This window comes from Labedella endophytica (genome assembly GCF_003990045.1).
Lineage (GTDB): Bacteria > Actinomycetota > Actinomycetes > Actinomycetales > Microbacteriaceae > Labedella > Labedella endophytica.
The window spans coordinates 16,256-33,474 of record NZ_RZGZ01000005.1 but is presented as its reverse complement, the minus strand read 5'-3'; the positions used below and the strand labels follow the sequence as shown (position 1 = coordinate 33,474).

At 68.4% G+C, this 17,219-nt stretch carries 15 protein-coding genes and 2 tRNA genes; 10 read left to right on the top strand and 7 right to left on the bottom strand.

Annotated elements, in window-relative coordinates; translation table 11 throughout:
* Positions 1 to 16 precede the first annotated feature (16 nt).
* A complete protein-coding gene (locus tag ELQ94_RS15245) occupies positions 17 to 490 on the top strand; it encodes a ribose-5-phosphate isomerase (RefSeq protein ID WP_127051238.1) in 474 nt (157 codons plus the stop codon).
* The gene (locus ELQ94_RS15240) at positions 483 to 1,493 is read left to right on the top strand and encodes an Fpg/Nei family DNA glycosylase (protein WP_127051237.1); all 1,011 of its coding nucleotides are present in this window, start codon (positions 483 to 485) and stop codon (positions 1,491 to 1,493) included. The genes ELQ94_RS15245 and ELQ94_RS15240 overlap by 8 nt, the downstream gene beginning before the upstream one ends.
* A 98-nt stretch (positions 1,494 to 1,591) precedes the next feature.
* Here ELQ94_RS15240 and ELQ94_RS15235 read toward each other — a convergent pair whose 3' ends face one another.
* A complete protein-coding gene (locus ELQ94_RS15235; RefSeq protein WP_127051236.1) occupies positions 1,592 to 2,074 on the bottom strand; it encodes a Dps family protein in 483 nt (160 codons plus the stop codon).
* A gap of 114 nt (positions 2,075 to 2,188) precedes the next feature.
* Entirely contained in the window at positions 2,189 to 6,028 is a 3,840-nt protein-coding gene (locus ELQ94_RS15230) for an SCO7613 C-terminal domain-containing membrane protein (RefSeq protein ID WP_127051235.1), read from the bottom strand.
* 118 nt (positions 6,029 to 6,146) lie between these two features.
* On the opposite strand from ELQ94_RS15230, the gene ELQ94_RS15225 reads away from it, so the two are divergent.
* A complete protein-coding gene (locus ELQ94_RS15225; protein ID WP_127051234.1) occupies positions 6,147 to 6,692 on the top strand; it encodes a gamma carbonic anhydrase family protein in 546 nt (181 codons plus the stop codon).
* A 151-nt stretch (positions 6,693 to 6,843) separates the two neighbouring features.
* Positions 6,844 to 8,367: a sodium/proline symporter PutP gene (putP, locus tag ELQ94_RS15220; RefSeq protein WP_127051233.1), complete on the top strand. Its 1,524-nt coding sequence runs from the start codon at positions 6,844 to 6,846 to the stop codon at positions 8,365 to 8,367.
* Here putP and ELQ94_RS15215 read toward each other — a convergent pair.
* Both ELQ94_RS15215 and ELQ94_RS15210 read right to left on the bottom strand, forming a co-directional pair.
* Positions 8,364 to 8,561, bottom strand: coding sequence for a hypothetical protein (locus ELQ94_RS15215; protein WP_127051232.1), 198 nt, complete (start codon positions 8,559 to 8,561; stop codon positions 8,364 to 8,366). The two genes, putP and ELQ94_RS15215, sit on opposite strands and share 4 nt — an antisense overlap.
* Positions 8,562 to 8,823: 262 nt before the next feature.
* Positions 8,824 to 8,897: transfer RNA gene (locus ELQ94_RS15210), tRNA-Gly, on the bottom strand.
* Between the two features lie 211 nt (positions 8,898 to 9,108).
* On the opposite strand from ELQ94_RS15210, the gene ELQ94_RS15205 reads away from it, so the two are divergent.
* The 5 genes from ELQ94_RS15205 to clpX all read left to right on the top strand — a co-directional run bounded on the left by ELQ94_RS15205 (position 9,109) and on the right by clpX (position 13,471).
* Positions 9,109 to 9,185 (top strand) — tRNA-Pro (locus ELQ94_RS15205).
* A gap of 43 nt (positions 9,186 to 9,228) precedes the next feature.
* On the top strand, positions 9,229 to 10,578 hold the full coding sequence (tig, locus tag ELQ94_RS15200; RefSeq protein WP_127051231.1) for a trigger factor: 1,350 nt from the start codon (positions 9,229 to 9,231) through the stop codon (positions 10,576 to 10,578).
* 158 nt (positions 10,579 to 10,736) lie between these two features.
* Entirely contained in the window at positions 10,737 to 11,351 is a 615-nt protein-coding gene (locus ELQ94_RS15195; protein WP_127051230.1) for an ATP-dependent Clp protease proteolytic subunit, read from the top strand.
* Between the two features lie 35 nt (positions 11,352 to 11,386).
* On the top strand, positions 11,387 to 12,055 hold the full coding sequence (locus ELQ94_RS15190) for an ATP-dependent Clp protease proteolytic subunit (protein ID WP_127051229.1): 669 nt from the start codon (positions 11,387 to 11,389) through the stop codon (positions 12,053 to 12,055).
* Positions 12,056 to 12,193: 138 nt separating this feature from the next.
* The gene (gene clpX, locus ELQ94_RS15185) at positions 12,194 to 13,471 is read left to right on the top strand and encodes an ATP-dependent Clp protease ATP-binding subunit ClpX (protein ID WP_127051228.1); all 1,278 of its coding nucleotides are present in this window, start codon (positions 12,194 to 12,196) and stop codon (positions 13,469 to 13,471) included.
* An 85-nt stretch (positions 13,472 to 13,556) separates the two neighbouring features.
* Here clpX and ELQ94_RS15180 read toward each other — a convergent pair whose 3' ends face one another.
* Positions 13,557 to 15,596: a M3 family metallopeptidase gene (locus ELQ94_RS15180; protein WP_127051227.1), complete on the bottom strand. Its 2,040-nt coding sequence runs from the start codon at positions 15,594 to 15,596 to the stop codon at positions 13,557 to 13,559.
* A 63-nt stretch (positions 15,597 to 15,659) separates the two neighbouring features.
* Between ELQ94_RS15180 and ELQ94_RS15175 the strand changes: the two genes are divergently transcribed.
* Positions 15,660 to 16,478, top strand: a complete 819-nt coding sequence (locus ELQ94_RS15175) for a methyltransferase domain-containing protein (RefSeq protein WP_127051226.1) — start codon at positions 15,660 to 15,662, stop codon at positions 16,476 to 16,478.
* A gap of 8 nt (positions 16,479 to 16,486) precedes the next feature.
* Here ELQ94_RS15175 and ELQ94_RS15170 read toward each other — a convergent pair whose 3' ends face one another.
* Positions 16,487 to 16,732: a hypothetical protein gene (locus tag ELQ94_RS15170; RefSeq protein ID WP_127051225.1), complete on the bottom strand. Its 246-nt coding sequence runs from the start codon at positions 16,730 to 16,732 to the stop codon at positions 16,487 to 16,489.
* Positions 16,729 to 17,211 carry a GNAT family N-acetyltransferase gene (locus ELQ94_RS15165; RefSeq protein WP_127051224.1) on the bottom strand — a complete coding sequence of 161 codons (483 nt, stop codon included), beginning with the start codon at positions 17,209 to 17,211 and terminating at the stop codon, positions 16,729 to 16,731. The genes ELQ94_RS15170 and ELQ94_RS15165 overlap by 4 nt, the downstream gene beginning before the upstream one ends.
* Positions 17,212 to 17,219: the final 8 nt, after the last annotated feature.

The window sequence follows — 17,219 nt, the reverse complement described above, 5'->3', positions numbered from 1 at the left end:
ACCCTAAACTGGGCGCATGCGCATCCACATCGCCACCGATCACGCCGGACTCGAGTTGTCCCGTCGGCTGCAGGACCACTTGATCCGGGCCGGCCATGAGGTCGTCGATCACGGTCCCACGTCCTACGAGCCGCTCGACGACTACCCCGCGTTCTGCATCGCGGCGGCCGAAGCGGTCGTGCGCGATCAGGCGGCGGGGGTCGACGCGCTCGGAGTGGTCTTCGGCGGTTCGGGTAACGGCGAGCAGATCGCCGCGAACAAGGTCGACGGCATCCGGGCCGCCCTCGTGTGGAACGAGAGCACGGCGCTGCTCGCCCGTCAACACAACGACGCCAATGTGATCTCGATCGGAGCGCGTCAGCACCCCGAGGACGAGGCGATCTCGTTCATCGACGCCTTCATCGCCGAGCCGTTCTCACACGATGAGCGCCACGTGCGGCGCATCGGCCAGATCGCCGCGTACGAGGAGTCGCGCCCCACCGATGCCTGAGGGTCATTCCGTCCACCGCATCGCCCGTCAGTTCGGGCACAACTTCGTCGGTCGCCGGGTGACGGCGTCGTCGCCACAGGGACGGTTCGCGGAGGGAGCGACGGTGCTCGATGGGCGCGAGATGCTCGGTGCCGTCGCCGTGGGCAAGCAGATGTTCCTCGAGTTCGACGGGGGAGTGTTCCTCCGCGTGCACCTGGGGCTCTACGGGGCGTGGGACTTCGCCGGGCGGATCGACACGGATCCGACCATCATGTCGGCCGGTGGGCGGATGGGGCAGACCAATCAGCGCGGCACGGTCCTCCCGGCCGAGGGTCGTTCCGACACGGTCGCCGACGGTGCGTTCGAGGACTCGGTGTCGAGCATCGGAGCTCCCCGTCGATCCCGCGTGCGCATGTCGGAGCAGACGAATGACCTCCCGGAGCAGGAGGGCGAGTCGTTCCCGGCGCCTCCCGTCGGCGCCGTCCGGGTGCGTTTGCTGACGCAGGACGCCGTCGCGGACCTCCGCGGACCGACCGCGTGCGAGCTGCTCGACGCCGTCGGCGTCCAGGCCGTCATCGACCGCTTGGGGCCGGATCCTCTCGTGGACGAGATCGAAACGGGGGAACGGCGCTTCGTCGAACGCGCGGGGAAGCGGGGCGTCGCGATCGGTCTCCTCCTGATGGACCAGTCGGTCGTCAGCGGGATCGGCAACGTGTATCGCGCGGAGCTCCTCTTCCGGGCACGCCTCAACCCGCACACGGCAGGGAAGCTCGTCCCCACGGACACGTTGCGCGCCCTCTGGCGAGACTGGGTGGAGCTGCTTCGGATCGGGGTCGAGACGGGGCAGATGATGACGATGGACGATCTCGACGAGGCCGGCTACCGACGAGCGATGTCGCACCGCGCCGATCGTCACTGGGTGTACAAGCGTGAGGGTCTGCCGTGTCGCGTGTGCGGGACGTCGATCGTCCTCGAGGAGATGGGTGCGCGCAAGCTCTACTGGTGCCCGGTCTGCCAGGCCTGACGAGACCGAGACCCGGCCCGCGCCGGACATGACGAAGGACCCTCCCGGTCATCGGGAGGGTCCTTCGTCATATTCGGAGTGCGGAGAGGTACGACCGACTACTTGCTGATGTGGGCGACGAGGAACCAGCGGTCCTTCTCGAGGCCACGGGCGATCTCGATCGCGACGTCCTGACTCGAGGCGTCGATCTCGCCCAGTTCGTCGACGGCGGCGTGCACGCCCACGAGCGCTGCGTCGATCTGAGCGACGATCTCGGCGATCGTGTTGTCGGACTGCTGGAATCCGGCGGTCAGCGTACCGGTCGTGGTCTTCGACGCGACAGTCGCGAGGCGGGCGTCGATCGGCAGGCCGAGAGCGACGATGCGCTCCGCGGCGAGGTCGGCCCACTCCTGGGCGTGGGCGACGACGTCGTCCAGCAGCTCGTGCACGCCGATGAAGTTCGCTCCGCGCACGTGCCAGTGAGCCTGCTTGCCGTTGACGACGATCGCCGTGAGGTCGATCACGAGGGGGCTGAGGAACTGGGCGACGCCGGCGGCGACGTCGGGGCTGACGGAGGTCTGGGAAACGGTGATATCGGTCATGCTGCTCTCCTTGAGGTCTACTGGGTACAACCGTACGCGTCCCTCGTCATTCCGCAAGCAAGACAAGGCTCGGCTTAGTTGCGTTTGACCTGGGGTTTTCTTCTAAGGCAAGCCTCACCGAAGGGCCAGGAGCGCCGTCCTCGCCGAGCGGATGTCGCGCATCCGCTGCTCGTAGCGGGCGGCGAAGACGATGAGCACCGTTCCTCCGATCCCCGCCCACAGCCACCAGTAGCCGGCCTCGTAGAGCCCCGAGATCCAGGGCCACAGCTGCGCGAGGGCGTGGACGATGACGACGACTCCTCCGATGACGAGCGGAGCCTGCAGACGCCACCACACCCCGATGAGGAGGACGACCACTGCGGCGACACCGACGGCCACCACCCGCCACAGCGTTGTGTCGCCGAAGTCATGCGCGAGGGACGGAAGGAGCAAGAGCACGAGCCCCGGAGCGAGCATCGGCCAGGATCGAGCGTCTGGTCGTCGTCGGAGGGCGAGCGCCCCGGCCACGACGGCGGCGGATCCGAGCGGGACACTCACCCACTCGACGTCTGGAACGGCGCCGAGCATCGCGATGCCCACACCGATGCCCCCGACGACGGACGTGGTCACGGTGATCGATGCGATCCGTTCGGGCCTCGTCGTCGCGACCACCGCGATGGCGCAGATCACGAGCAACCACGGGAGTGCCGACGTGCCTCCGATCTCTCCGCGCAAGACGGCGAGCGCGATGACGATCGCGATGGTGGGGCCCGAGGCGGTCGCTGCGACGTGACCGAGCGCGAGCGACGGACGCAGCCGGGATACGGTGATGGCCCCGCCGAGGAGGGCGACGGAGACGACGGCGAGCAACCACAGCCGTTCGGCCACAGCCTCGTCGCCCGCTCGGAGGGGGTTCGCGAGGGAACCGATCAGGACGGGGGCCGCGACGGCGACGACGGCTCCGAACCATCCGATCGATCGAGCACGCACCGTGGCCGTGTCGCGGACGGCGACGAGGCACACGAGGAGGAGCAGCAGTCCGGCCCCGACGACCAGCTGGCCACGCAGAGAGTCGCCGGTGGTGGATGCGAAGGTGCTGGGGAGGACGGCCACGGTGATGGCCCCGGCCAGGACGGCTTCGGTCCCGAGCAGCCGGGAGGGTGAGGTCGGCGCATGCGAGGAGTCGCGGCGCCGGATGACGAGGGAGACGGAGGCGATGACGAGGAGCAGCCCGGCGACGGGGAGCGAGTAGTACTCGATGGTCTCCTCACCCCGATCGCCGAGGAACCACCAGAGGGCACCCACCGCGAGGAGAGCGCCGAACCACGCGAGGTGACGGCGTGGGTAGCGGTCGCCGATGGGGCGGAACGCCACCAGGACGGGCGCGACGGCGAGGACGAGCAGGGAGAGCGGACCGATCGGGGATCCCTCGATCGCGGTGAGGACGACGACCGCTCCTCCCGTGACGAAGAGGGCGATCTCTGCGGCGAGCGCGACACGGGCCCGGTTCCGGGTGGGCTCCACGGAGGGAGCGGTCCCGCGGCTGGCGTTCGACCGCACCGCACCGACGGCGGCAACGAGCACGAGGACGGTTGCGGCGGCCAGAGTGCCGAGGCCCTCGACAGAGCGCGCGAGGAGCACGGAGAGTTCCGCCGCGAGGATCGCGGTCGTCGGCACGCACGTCGCGGCGGCGATGATGCGCGGCGGCACCGGACGCGATGCGCGCAACCAGGCCCCCTGGGCGACGAGAACGACCGCGGCGAGCGCGACGCGCCAGCCGACGTCCGACCATGCGGTCTGGACGACGGCGACGGCGAGCCAGGCGCCGAGAGTCGCGACCGTCGCGATCGCCGCGGTGACGATCGCGTCGACCCGGGGCACCCGATCGCCGAGCAGAGCGAGGACGACGAGGATCACGGCGCCGACGGCGGCGACCCCAAAGGCGTCGGGGACCCGCGGGGCTGCGGTGCCGATCGTGGCGATCCAGGACGGGGCGACGCCCCCCGCACCGAGGGCGATGAGGGTCGCAGCGATCGACGCGATGACGGGGAGGGGGCGTCCGGGCACGCGCCCGTCCGCGGCGAGGAGGCGCGCAGCCACTGCGGCCAGGACGACGAGTAGCGTGATGATCGGCCAGGCGGCTGAACTCGCGGGAGCGAGGGCCGCACACAGCACGAGTAGACCGATACCGCAGCCGAAAGCGCTCGCCCGCACGACGGCCGGCAGCCGCCGTCGTCTCGCCGTGGCCAGGGACACCGTCGCCCCCACGAGGAGCAGGGCGACCGACGCGAGAGCCCACGGCACGGCGAGGGCGCCGGCCGTGACGGCGATCGCGACGAGGACCACGGGGACCCAGGCGGCGCCCCGCGCGAAAGCGGTCCGGCCGATGATCCGCAGGGCGACCCGTGAGAGGAGCGCGGTCGCGGCCACCCCGAAGGCCGATTCCGCGATCCCGTCGGCTCGCGCGACGAGCGGATCGAGGACTCCCGACCGGAACCACGCCGCGGTCAGTGTGTCCGCGAGAGCGTCGAGGATCACCCAGAGGGGCGGGACGACGGCAAGGGCACCGATCCCGCTCACGATCGCCGCTGCCACACGGAGTGTGGCACGGAGGGCGGACCCCACTCTCCGTGCGATCGCGAGGATGACGGTCGCGCCGAGCACGAGGAGTGTGGGACGCCACGCGTCGTCCGCGGGGGAGCTCGCGCCGAGCGCCGGGGCGGTGGCGAAGGCGAGACCGCTCACCGAGAGGGCGAGCCCGATCGACGCGAGCACCGTCCAGGCAGCGCCGACCGGGGATGTCGAGCGAGGGTGCAGAACGCCGATCACGAGCGACCATGCTGCGGTCGTGATGGTCAGGGCCAGGGGAGCGCCCGCTTCGGTCAACGACGGGAACGCCAGGGCGGCCATGGCGGTCGCGACGGCTCCCGCGACGAGCGATACCGCTCGGAGGACGACGCGCTCGGGGCCGGGTACCCGCGCGGTGCGCTCGAGGGCGATCAGGAGCATCGCGCTCACCGCTCCGAGCATGCCCCGGGTCGAATCGTCCGCGAGGGAGGCCGTCGCCCCCACCACGAGAGAGAACAGACCGACGGGTGCGATGACGGCGGCCGACACCGACGTCGACCGCAATCCGGTGAGCCGGGAGGTCGCGAGCAGCACTCCGATGAGAACCGCGAACGCGATCCCCGTGTAGAGCCAGGCGTCGAGCGCGTCGGCGTCGAACAATCGGTTGAGCCGGATGATCCAGACGTCGAGCAGGAGTAAGACGACTCCGATGACCGCGACCCCCTCGGCCGTCCCGGCCAGGTGACGCGAACGCAGCGCCCAGGCGATGCCGAGTACGACGAGGCTCGCCACCGCGGTGAGGACCGATCGGAGTTCCACGGACGCGACGACGTAGGCGAGGACCGCGAAGAAGATGGCGGCCACGGACACCATGACGACGCCGGCTGTGAGGAGCAGGATCTGACCGGGCGATCGCTTCGCCTCACCGGGATCACGAGGGATGTGACTCGGCGGAGGACCGACGGTCGTGGCCGTCCGCGACTCGGGCTCGGCAGGCCACGCACCAGCGGCCGCGGTATCCGATGCGGCGATCGCTGACGGGTCAGACGCTGACGGGCCAGACGTTGACGTTGCAGACGGCGCAGACGGCGCAGACGGCGGAGCGAACGGCTGTGGGGCGCGGCGGGCGGGGGTGGGCGAGGCCGGGATCGCCGATCGCTCCAGCGCCTCCTGCCGGATTTGCGCGATGATCGTCTGTCGCTCGGACTCGGTGCGCACGATCGAGCGAGCGACCGCGAGGAGTTCGGCGGAGAGCGGTGAGCGGAGATCGAGACCGCAGAATCCGCACACCGCGCCGGGCAGCCGTCGGAAGCACGACGGGCAGAGGGTGGTGTCGACGAGATCCTGGGGCGACGACGGCCAGAATCTCGGCGTCGGGCTGGTCCGAGCGTGCGGCGATTCGGTCATGTCGCACACTCTGCCAGAGGCCCCGGTCGTCGCAGGGGACCGTCCCCCGGATCTGGGGGCGGGTCGTTCTCCCCAGGCCGACCTCCTCTCGTCGGGATGGACGGACTAGCGTTGCGGAATGAGCGAAGAGACCGACGCCGCCAGCCCGCCATTGTCCCTGCCGGGAGTGCCGGCGCCTCGGGTCGCGGAGGACGCCTTCCTCGCGCCGGGCGCCCGGATCGTCGGGAACGTGACAATCGGTGCCGGCGCGAGTGTCTGGTACAACGCGGTGCTCCGCGCGGAACGTGCCCCGATCGAGATCGGAGAACGCAGCAACCTGCAGGACGGCGTCGCGGTGCACGTCGATGCCGGACACGGCGTCTCGATCGGGGTCGGGGTCTCCGTCGGACACAATGCCGTCGTGCACGGCTGTCGGATCGGGGACGGCAGCCTCATCGGCATGGGAGCGGTGGTCCTGAGCGGCGCCGAGATCGGCGAGGAATGCCTCGTCGCCGGGGGAGCCGTCGTGCTCGAGGGGACCGTCGTACCTCCCCGGAGCCTCGTGGCCGGCGTGCCCGCGAGAGTGCGCCGATCGCTCACCGAGGAGGAGGTCGACGGGTTGCGGAGGAACGCTACGACCTATGTCGAGCTGAGTGCGCTCCACCGCGCTGCCTCGGCGGGATAGCCGGCCGAGGAGGCGGTCGAGGGACCGCGACGGTTCGGCTTCCCGCGTGATCCTCGCTAGTATTCCGAGCTGATCCTGCGCGCTCGGTCCGCACGACGAGCGTGGGGAAGCCCTTTTCTCGGAACGACTGACTCACCAGGGAGCCGACACCGTGTCCGACCTGACATTCCATCTCATCGCCCTCGCGATCTACTTCGCCGCCATGATCGGCATCGGCGTCTACGCCTTCCGGCAGACCAAGGACCACGAGGACTACATGCTCGGGGGTCGGAACCTCAGCCCTGGCACCGCAGCGCTCAGCGCGGGCGCGTCCGACATGTCCGGATGGCTCATGCTGGGCCTGCCCGGCGCGATCTTCGTCTCCGGTCTCGTCGAGGCCTGGATCGGTATCGGGCTCCTCATCGGCGCGTACCTCAACTGGCGTTTCGTCGCTCCGCGTCTGCGCGCGTACACGCAAGTGGCGAACAACTCGATCACGGTGCCGAGCTACTTCGAGAACCGGTTGCACGACACGTCACGGTCCCTGCGTCTCGTGAGCGGCGTCGTCGTCCTCGTCTTCTTCACCTTCTACATCTCCTCCGGCATGGTCGCGGGCGGCGTGTTCTTCGAGAGCGCCTTCGACGGCGACTACCTGACCGGGATGCTGCTCGTCGCGGGCGTCACGCTCGCCTACACGCTCTTCGGCGGCTTCCTCGGCGCGACCTTCACCGATGTCGTGCAGGGGCTCATGATGCTCCTCGCCCTCATCGCGATCCCGGTCGTCGCGATCTTCTCGCTCGGCGGCCTCGACGGCGTGAGCGAGGCGATCGTCGCCTCGGGCGTCGATCACGCGGGGCTCATCCCCGAGGATTGGAACTGGGTCGCCGTCGTCGGTATCGTCTCGGCCCTCGGTTGGGGCCTCGGCTATTGCGGTCAGCCGCACATCATCGTGCGATTCATGGCTCTGCGGGACCCGCACTCGGCCATCGCCGGTCGACGCATCGGCATGGGATGGATGCTGCTGTCGATGATCGGTGCGATCGTCTCGGGGATCGTCGGGGTCGCCTACGTACAGCAGAACGGCATCGACATCTCCGATCCCGAGACGATCGTGCTCGTCATGGCGCAGGTGCTGTTCCACCCGCTCGTGAGCGGACTGATCCTCGCGGCCGTGCTCGCCGCGATCATGTCGACGATCTCGAGCCAGCTCATCGTGTGCTCGTCCGCACTCGTGGAGGACCTCTTCATGGTGGTCGCGAAGAGGAAGCCGCAGCCGAAGACGCTCGTCCTCGCCGGTCGCGGAGCGGTCCTCGCCGTCGCCGCCATCGCGTGCGTGCTCGCGATCAGTCCGTCGGACTCGATCCTCGCTCTCGTCGGATTCGCCTGGGCCGGGTTCGGGGCCGCATTCGGTCCGATCATCCTCCTCAGCCTGTTCTGGAAGAAGCTCACGAACTGGGGCGCGCTCGCCGGTATGGTCGCGGGTGCCGCGACCGTGTTCATCTGGGCGAGCCTCGGGACCGAGCTCTACGAGATCATCCCCGGCTTCATCGCCAACCTCGTGATCTCCGTCGTCGTGAGCCTCGCGACGCACCGGGCGGGTACGGAGAAGGAGGCCGAGATCGAGCGCGAGTTCACCGAGACGGGCGCCCTCGCGATCGTCAAGCCGGACGCGGCCGCCGCGAACGAGCGCGGCTAGCGTCGTCCTCGGGGGCTGATGCGGCCGACCCGCGTCAGGCCCCCGAGGCAGATCGTGACCCCGACGACGAATGCGGCACCGAGCCCCGGGCGGCCGAGGAAGAACGCGCAGAGAGCCGCGACGGCGAAGGCGGTGCCGAGGAACGTCCAGAGCGCGCGTGCCCGCGTGCGTCGTCGCTGCTCCCGCTCGTTCATGCCGACACCGCGCTGATCATGCCCACCAGCCTACGGCGATGCCCGAGGCCGATAGGGCGACACCACCGCGATGCGGAGGAGGCGTCGCTTCGCAACAGCTGAACGGTTGCACAGGCTCGGAGATCGGCACAGGCTCGGAGATCGCACAGGCTCGGAGATCGCACAGGCTCGGAGATCGCACAGGCTCGGAGATCGCACAGGCTCGGAGGCGTCGCGCCGGTCCACGAGCCGTGGAATCGCGACCCAACAAGATCGCGAGGAATGGAGGGGCTGACGAGAATCGAACTCGCATCATCTGTTTGGAAGACAGAGGCTTTACCACTAAGCTACAGCCCCGTAATCGACGGGATTCCGTCGAACGGGATTCAATTGTGAAACGTCGACCACGACCTGTTCGGCCGCAGACGCGATGCAACATTACTACATCGACGTGGCCGGTTCGTGCACGCGAGTCCAGGCGCGCGACGCGATTGAGGCTAGACTGCATGAGGTCCATCCGCCCGACGAGAAGCTCCGCGAGGTCGAGTGACCGCCGGCTCGAGACAGCCGGGGCGTAGCTCAGCTTGGTAGAGCGCCCGGTTTGGGACCGGGAGGTCGCAGGTTCGAATCCTGTCGCCCCGACCACGACCACTGACGTCAGATCCATCAAACAGGAGAACGTACCAACGTGAAGACCACCGTCGAAAAGCTCAGCCCGACGCGCGTCAAGCTCGCGATCGCCGTGACGCCGGACGAGCTGAAGCCCAGCATCGACCACGCCTACGGACACATCGCCGAGCAGATCAACGTGCCCGGATTCCGCAAGGGCAAGATCCCGCCGCCCATCATCGACCAGCGCGTCGGCAAGGGCGCCGTGCTCGAGCACGCCGTCAACGAGGGCCTCGACAAGTTCTACCGCGAGGCCGTCACGACCGAGGGCATCCGCACGCTCGGACGCCCCGAGGCCGACATCACCGGATGGCCGAGTGACAAGGACTTCTCGGGCGACCTGCTCGTCACGATCGAGGTCGACGTGCGCCCCGAGGTCGAGGTGCCCGCTCTCGACGAGATCACGATCGAGGTCGAGCCCGCAGCGGTCACCGACGCCGACATCGACGAGGAGCTCGAGCGTCTCCGCACGCGCTTCGGCACGCTCGTGACCGTCGACCGTCCCGCCAAGACCGGCGACTTCGCCCAGATCGACCTCATCGCCACGATCAACGGCGAAGAGGTCGACAACGCCTCCGGCATCTCCTACGAGCTCGGCTCGGGCGAGCTGCTCGAGGGCATCGACGAGGTCCTCGAGTCGCTCACGGCCGGTGAGACCACGACGTTCTCCTCCGACCTCCTCGGTGGCGAGCACGCCGGCGAGACCGCGGAGATCACCGTGACGATCACGGCCGTCAAGGAGCGCGAGCTCCCCGAGGCCGACGACGACTTCGCGCAGATCGCGAGCGAGTTCGACACGATCGCCGAGCTCCGTGGCAGCCTCACCGAACAGGTCGAGCGCCAGAAGGCGTTCGGTCAGGGCAACGAGGCGCGCACCAAGCTCGTCGACGTGCTGCTCGAGAAGGTCGACGTGCCCGTTCCGCCGAAGCTCATCGAGGACGAGGTGCACCGCCACCTCGAGGGCGAGGGTCGTCTCGAGGACGACGCTCACCGTGCCGAGGTGACCGAGTCGAGCGAGAAGACGTTCAAGACGCAGATCCTCTTCGACCAGATCGCCGAGACCGAGAAGGTCCAGGTCAGCCAGGAGGAGCTCACCTCGTACCTGATCCAGGGCGCCGCGCAGTACGGCATGGAGCCCGGCGAGTTCATCAAGGTACTCGACGAGAACGGTCAGATCCCGCAGATGATGGGCGAGGTCGCACGCAACAAGGCGATCGCGATCACCCTCGGCAAGGTCTCGGTCGTCGACACCGACGGCAAGCCCGTCGACCTGAGCGGGTTCATCCCCTCCGACGACGACGAGATCGAAGAGTCCGAAGACGACACCGTCGCGGACGACGCGACCGACGACGAGTCGGCCTCGAAGTAGTCTCGAGATCCACCCGTGAGCGGGCCCTCGACCTCCGGGTCGGCGGCCCGCTTCGTCGTTACCGCGGCGCGATATGCGCCCACGGCGAACACGGCGACCGGCGTGCGTTGCACCCGATAAGTTCGATAACGCAAGCGACAACTGAAACGGAGCGCGACATGGCAGAGCCTCTGATGGCCCAGAGTGTATTCGATCGACTTCTGAGGGACCGGATCATCTGGCTGGGCTCCGAGGTCCGGGATGAGAACGCGAACGAGATCTGCGCGAAGATCTTGCTCCTCGCGGCCGAGGACCCCAAGAAGGACATCTACCTCTACATCAACTCGCCCGGTGGCTCGATCACCGCGGGCATGGCGATCTACGACACGATGCAGTTCGTGCCGAACGACATCGTCACCGTGGGAATCGGCATGGCGGCCTCGATGGGGCAGTTGCTCCTCACGAGCGGGACCAAGGGCAAGCGCTACATCACGCCGAATGCGCGCGTGCTGCTGCACCAGCCGCACGGTGGATTCGGCGGGACGTCGAGCGACATCCAGACGCAGGCGCAGCTCATCATCGACATGAAGAACCGTTTGGCCCAGATCACGGCAGACCAGACGGGCAAGTCGCTCGAGCAGGTCAACGCCGACGGCGACCGGGACCGCTGGTTCACCGCCGAGCAGGCCCTCGAATACGGCTTCGTCGACCACATCCGCGAGTCGGCGACCGAAGTGATCGGCGGCGGCGGCACCGAGGTCGCCGACGGCGGCACCGGAAACCCCGCGGTCTGATCGCCGGCCAGAGAACGAGAGACAGGACGAACCCCATGCAGACCCCCACGTTCGCCGCGGCCGGCCGCTCCATGGAGATGCCGGGAGCGCGCTACATCCTCCCGAGCTTCGAGGAGCGCACCGCCTACGGCTACAAGCGCCAGGACCCCTACGCCAAGCTTTTCGAGGACCGCATCATCTTCCTCGGAGTCCAGGTGGACGACGCGTCGGCCGACGACGTCATGGCCCAGCTCCTCGTCCTCGAGAGCATGGACCCCGATCGCGACATCGTCATGTACATCAACTCGCCTGGTGGCTCGTTCACCGCGATGACGGCGATCTACGACACGATGCAGTACATCCGCCCCCACGTCTCCACGGTCGTTCTCGGCCAGGCGGCATCGGCGGCTGCGGTGCTGACCGCTGCCGGTACGCCCGGCAAGCGCCTCGCGCTCCCGAACGCCCGCATCCTGATCCACCAGCCAGCCGTGGGCGAAGCGGGCCAGGGCCAGGCCTCGGACATCGAGATCCAGGCGGCTGAGATCCTACGCATGCGTACGTGGCTGGAAGAGACGCTCTCGCGTCACTCCAACCGCTCGCAGGAGCAGGTCAACAAGGACATCGACCGGGACAAGATCCTCGGCGCGGCCGAGGCCCTCGAGTACGGCCTCATCGACCAGGTCCTCACGACCCGGAAGAACCCGCTGGCCCTTACCCAGGGCTGATCCCCGGACACCGTCCGGATCCGCTCCACGACGCTGCGCAATCGACCTCGAAAAGCCGAGGCGGTTGCGCAGCGTTGTCGGGGGGAGCGGCTAGGCTGACAGAACAGTACGTACCACCGCGTAAGAGGGAGTGACCGCATGGCTCGGATAGGCGAGAGCGCAGATCTCCTGAAGTGCTCGTTCTGCGGCAAGAGCCAGAAGCAGGTCCAGCAGCTCATCGCGGGGCCCGGCGTCTACATCTGCGACGAGTGCGTCGAACTCTGCAACGAGATCATCGAGGAACGTCTGGCGGAAGCCGGCGAAGAACCGGCCGGTGATTTCGAGCTCCCGAAGCCGAAGGAGATCTTCTCCTTCCTCGAGGAGTACGTCATCGGTCAGATCGCCGCGAAGAAGGCGCTGTCCGTCGCCGTGTACAACCACTACAAGCGTGTCAAGGCGAAGTCGGCCCTCACGAGTGCGGACGCCCTCGGCGACGACATCGAGATCGCCAAGAGCAACATCCTGCTCATCGGTCCCACCGGGTGCGGCAAGACGTATCTCGCTCAGACGCTCGCGAAGCGGCTCAACGTCCCCTTCGCGGTCGCCGATGCCACCGCGCTCACCGAGGCCGGCTACGTGGGCGAGGACGTCGAGAACATCCTCCTCAAGCTCATCCAGGCCGCCGACTACGACGTCAAGCGCGCCGAGAGCGGCATCATCTACATCGACGAGGTCGACAAGATCGCGCGCAAGGCGGAGAACCCCTCCATCACGCGCGACGTCTCGGGCGAGGGTGTGCAGCAGGCCCTCCTCAAGATCCTCGAGGGTACCGTCGCCTCCGTTCCGCCGCAGGGCGGCCGCAAGCACCCGCACCAGGAGTTCATTCAGATCGACACGACGAACGTCCTGTTCATCGTCGCCGGCGCCTTCGCGGGGCTCGAGGAGATCATCTCGGCCCGCGCCGGCAAGAAGGGCATCGGCTTCGGTGCCCCTCTGCACTCGAAGCTCGACGAGATCGACCTCTTCACCGAGGTCCTGCCGGAAGACCTCCACAAGTTCGGCCTCATCCCCGAGTTCATCGGCCGACTTCCCGTCGTGACGACGGTGACGCCGCTCGACCAGCACGCCCTCATGGAAATCCTCACGGTTCCCCGGAATGCGCTCGTCAAGCAGTACCAGCGCATGTTCCAGATCGACGGGGTCGAGCTCGAGTTCGCTCCCGACGCCCTCGAGGCGATCGCCGACCTCGCGGTTCTCCGCAAGACCGGTGCCCGTGGTCTCCGCGCGATCATGGAAGAGGTCCTCGGGCCGATCATGTTCGAGGTGCCGTCGACGGACGAGGTCGCTCGCGTCGTGGTCACCCGGGCGTCCGTGCTCGACAACGCCGCTCCGACGATCGTCCCCCACGCCGAGCGTCGCCAGGAGAAGTCCGCGTAGACCCTGCGCCCCGCCTCCGCGCCGCGCACAGAGAACGGCGCCCCTCCTCCGGGAGGGGCGCCGTTTCGTATGACGGGAACTCGCGTCAGTCCGCGAGCAGCCCGCGACGGGTCAGAAGCGGAGTGATGTCGGCGTCGCGGCCGCGGAACTCGCGGTAGGAAGCGATGGGGTCGGCGGAACCGCCGATGCCGAGCACGTAGCGGCGGAAGCGGTCACCGTTCTCCCGCGTGAGCCCTCCGTTCTCGCGGAACCATTCGACGGTGTCCGCATCGAGCACCTCGCTCCAGATGTATGAGTAGTACCCGGCGTCGTAGCCGCCGGAGAACGTGTGGGCGAAGTAGGTGCTCGCGTACCGAGGCGGAACGGCCGGATCGTCGAGACCCACTCGAGCGAGGGCCTCGGCCTCGAACGTCGCGACATCGGTGATGACGTCGTCGGCGCTCACACGGTGCCAGGCCTGGTCGAGGAGGGCCGCCGCGAGGTACTCGCTCGTGCTGAAGCCCTCGTTGAACGCGGCGGAGGCGTGCAGCTTCTGGACGAGTTCAGCCGGCATCGGCTCCCCCGTCTCGTGGTGCACGGCGTAGCTCTCCAGGATCTCGGGCCACAGCATCCACATCTCGTTCACCTGGCTCGGGAACTCGACGAAGTCGCGATGCACGCTCGTCCCCGAGAATCGGGGGTAGGTGACCTCGGCGAGAAGGCCGTGGAGAGCGTGGCCGAACTCGTGGAAGGCGGTGACGACCTCGTCGTAGCTGAGCAGCGTCGGCTCCCCGGCGGCCGGCCGCGGGACGTTCAAATTGTTCACGACGATCGTCGGGTGGTCGAGCAGCCTGTTCTGTGCGATGAGCGAGTTCATCCACGCGCCCCCGCGCTTCGAGTCCCGCGTGTAGAGGTCGAGGAGGAAGAGGCCGAGTGCGCTGCCGTCCTCGTCAAAGACCTCGAAGACGCGCACGTCGGGGTGGTAGGCGACGAGGTCGGAGCGCTCGGTGAAGGACAGGCCGTAGAGCTTCGAGGCGGCCGTGAAGATGCCGTCGTGGTAGACGCGCTCCGCCTCGAAGTAGGGCCGCATGGCCGCGGTGTCGACGTCGAACCGCTCACGGCGCACGACCTCGGAGAGGAAGGCCCAGTCCCAGCTCTCCACGGTGTCGGCACCGGCGACGCGCTGGAGTTCCGCCTGCTCGGCGCGTGCGTTGCGGGCGGCGGCCGGCGCGAGCCGTTCGAGCATGTCGGCGACGTTCTGCGGATTCTTCGCCGTCTGGTCGGCGGTCACGAAGGAGGCGTGGTCGGGGAATCCCAGGAGTCGGGCGCGCTCGGCGCGGAGTCGCACGATCTCGAGGAGGACGGCGCGGTTGTCGTGCTCGCCTCCGCGAGTTCCCCGCGCTCTCGACGCGGTCATGATGCGCTCGCGGAGCCCCCGGTTCCGGAGCGACGCGAGCGACGGGTGACCTGTGGGGAGGACGAGCGTGATCACGGAGGAATCCTCGAGCCCGCGGTCTCGTGCTGCTCGTTCCGCCGCCGAGATCTCGCCGGCACTCAGACCGTCGAGCTCCGCCGGATCGTCGACGACGACGGCGAGCTCGTTGGTGTCGGCGAGGAGGTTCTTCTCGAACGTTGTCGTGAGTGAGGACAACCGGGTGTTGTACTCGGTCAGCCGCGCCTTGTCCGCAGCGGAGAGGCCGGCTCCCGCCAGGGTGAACTCGGTGTGATAGCGCTCGAGCAGGTAGGCCTGCTCGGCGTCGAGGCCGAGGCCGTCACGGGACGCCCACAGGGTGCGGATCCGCTCGTAGAGCCGGGAATCGAGTCGGATGGAGTCGTCGTGGGCGGCGAGTACGGGTGCGATCCGCTCCTCGATCGCGTTCGTCTCGTCGTTCGAATCCGCCGAGCTCTTGTTGTAGAACACGTGGAGGACGCGGGAGAGGATAGCTCCGGAACGTTCCAGGGCCACCAGGGTGTTCTCGAAATCGGCGGGGGAGTCCTGGGAGGCGATCGCCTCGACCTCGGCCTTCTGCTCCGCGATGCCGCGCTCGATCGCCGGGAGGTAGTGGTCGTCCGTGATGAGCTCGAACGGCGGGAGCTGATAGGGGAGGGTGCTGGGCTGGAAGAAGGGGTTGTCCGATGTCGACATCCCCCCAGACTACGACCTCGTCACACAACGGACCCATCGCCGAACGCCGCCTAGGCTCGGACCATGACTGATGCCCCACAGCGCACCGAGCGGTACACCCATGGACACCACGACAGCGTTCTGCGCGCCCACGCCTGGCGCACCGTGGAGAACTCCGCGTCCTATCTCGTCCCGCACCTGCGCCCCGGGTGCTCCGTCCTCGATGTGGGGAGCGGACCCGGCACGATCACGGTGGACATCGCCCGTCGTGTGGCTCCCGGGCGGGTCGTCGGAATCGACGCCGTGGCCGACGTGGTGGGGCAGGCGACGGCTCTGGCGGATTCCGAAGGGCTCCGGAACGTGGAGTTCGCGACCGGGGACGCCTATGCCCTCGACTTCCCCGACGACTCCTTCGACATCGTCCACGCACACCAGGTCCTCCAGCACCTCGGCGACCCCGTTGCCGCCCTCCGCGAGATGCGCCGCGTCACACGGCCCGGCGGCATCGTGGCCGCTCGCGACGTGATCTACGTCGCCGCTGCGTGGTACCCGCTCCTTCCAGGGCTCGCGGAGTGGATGCGCATCTACCAAGGGGTGGCTCACGCGAACGGCGGCGATCCGAACGCCGGTCGCGCTCTCAAGGCTCTTGCACACGAGGCCGGATTCTCCGACGTGACGAGCACGGCGTCCATCTGGTGCTTCTCCGACCGCGCGGATCGCGAATGGTGGGGCGGCGCCTGGGCCGAGCGCGCTGTCGCGTCGAGCTTCGCTCCACAGTCGATCGAGGCCGGGGTGGCGACCCGCGAGGACCTGGAGGCCGTCTCGGCAGCCTGGACCGAGTGGGTCGGCGACGACGACGCCTGGTTCTCGATGCCCCACGGGGAGATCATCGCGCGGGTCTGATCACGGCGTCACCAGGCGTCGGAGTCGTCTCCATCGGCCTCGTGCACGATCCGGGCGATCCCGGCCTCGATGGTCACGACGGTGCCGTCGTCGAGCGTCGCGATCGGGCGCCCCTCGAGCCAGGTGAGCGTCCACGACGTGCCGGTGCCTCCGGAACCGGCCGCGACCTCGGCCTCGGCGATCGCGGGACGGATCGTCTCCGGAACGGCGGCCGGTGGCGCGTCGCCGAACCCCCATCGCGTACCGAGTTTCATGAGTCGGTCCTGTCCGACTCCGACGGGCTGCTCGCGCGAGCCGGCATCTCGTAGGTGACCCACGTCGTGCGCGCGGCGATCCTGTCGTACACACGCTGCGCCGTCGTGTTGTCCTCCGCCGTGATCCAGGAGACGCCGGAGTGCCCCTCCGCCGCAGCGAGCGAACGGACGTACTCGAGGAGGTCGGTCGCGACGCCGGCCCCGCGAGCGACCTGGTCGACGAAGAGGTCGTCGAGGTAGAGTCCCGTGGTTCCCTCGAGGGGCTGAGCGATCGTCCGCACGTGCGCGAGTCCGATCAGCTCGCCGTCAGCATCCTCCGCGACGAACGCGCGCAGCCCGTGATCGCCGCGCACGATCCACTGCCACGTGCGCACGGAGCGTTCGTCGGAGGTCGGCGTCCGATAGAAGGCGGCGTAGCCCTCGAACAGTGTGAGCCAGCGGAAGAAGTCGTCCTCGCGGGCGGCTCGAATGGTGGTCATGAGGGATC

Excerpts from the sequence above, each read along its gene's own strand:
- ELQ94_RS15245 (WP_127051238.1), top strand. The coding sequence starts at position 17 with ATGCGCATCCACATCGCCACCGATCACGCCGGACTCGAGTTGTCCCGT.
- ELQ94_RS15240 (WP_127051237.1), top strand. The coding sequence starts at position 483 with ATGCCTGAGGGTCATTCCGTCCACCGCATCGCCCGTCAGTTCGGGCAC.
- ELQ94_RS15235 (WP_127051236.1), bottom strand. The coding sequence starts at position 2,074 with ATGACCGATATCACCGTTTCCCAGACCTCCGTCAGCCCCGACGTCGCC.
- ELQ94_RS15230 (WP_127051235.1), bottom strand. The coding sequence starts at position 6,028 with ATGACCGAATCGCCGCACGCTCGGACCAGCCCGACGCCGAGATTCTGG.
- ELQ94_RS15225 (WP_127051234.1), top strand. The coding sequence starts at position 6,147 with ATGAGCGAAGAGACCGACGCCGCCAGCCCGCCATTGTCCCTGCCGGGA.
- ELQ94_RS15215 (WP_127051232.1), bottom strand. The coding sequence starts at position 8,561 with ATGAACGAGCGGGAGCAGCGACGACGCACGCGGGCACGCGCGCTCTGG.
- ELQ94_RS15195 (WP_127051230.1), top strand. The coding sequence starts at position 10,737 with ATGGCAGAGCCTCTGATGGCCCAGAGTGTATTCGATCGACTTCTGAGG.
- ELQ94_RS15190 (WP_127051229.1), top strand. The coding sequence starts at position 11,387 with ATGCAGACCCCCACGTTCGCCGCGGCCGGCCGCTCCATGGAGATGCCG.
- clpX (WP_127051228.1), top strand. The coding sequence starts at position 12,194 with ATGGCTCGGATAGGCGAGAGCGCAGATCTCCTGAAGTGCTCGTTCTGC.
- ELQ94_RS15180 (WP_127051227.1), bottom strand. The coding sequence starts at position 15,596 with ATGTCGACATCGGACAACCCCTTCTTCCAGCCCAGCACCCTCCCCTAT.
- ELQ94_RS15175 (WP_127051226.1), top strand. The coding sequence starts at position 15,660 with ATGACTGATGCCCCACAGCGCACCGAGCGGTACACCCATGGACACCAC.
- ELQ94_RS15170 (WP_127051225.1), bottom strand. The coding sequence starts at position 16,732 with ATGAAACTCGGTACGCGATGGGGGTTCGGCGACGCGCCACCGGCCGCC.
- ELQ94_RS15165 (WP_127051224.1), bottom strand. The coding sequence starts at position 17,211 with ATGACCACCATTCGAGCCGCCCGCGAGGACGACTTCTTCCGCTGGCTC.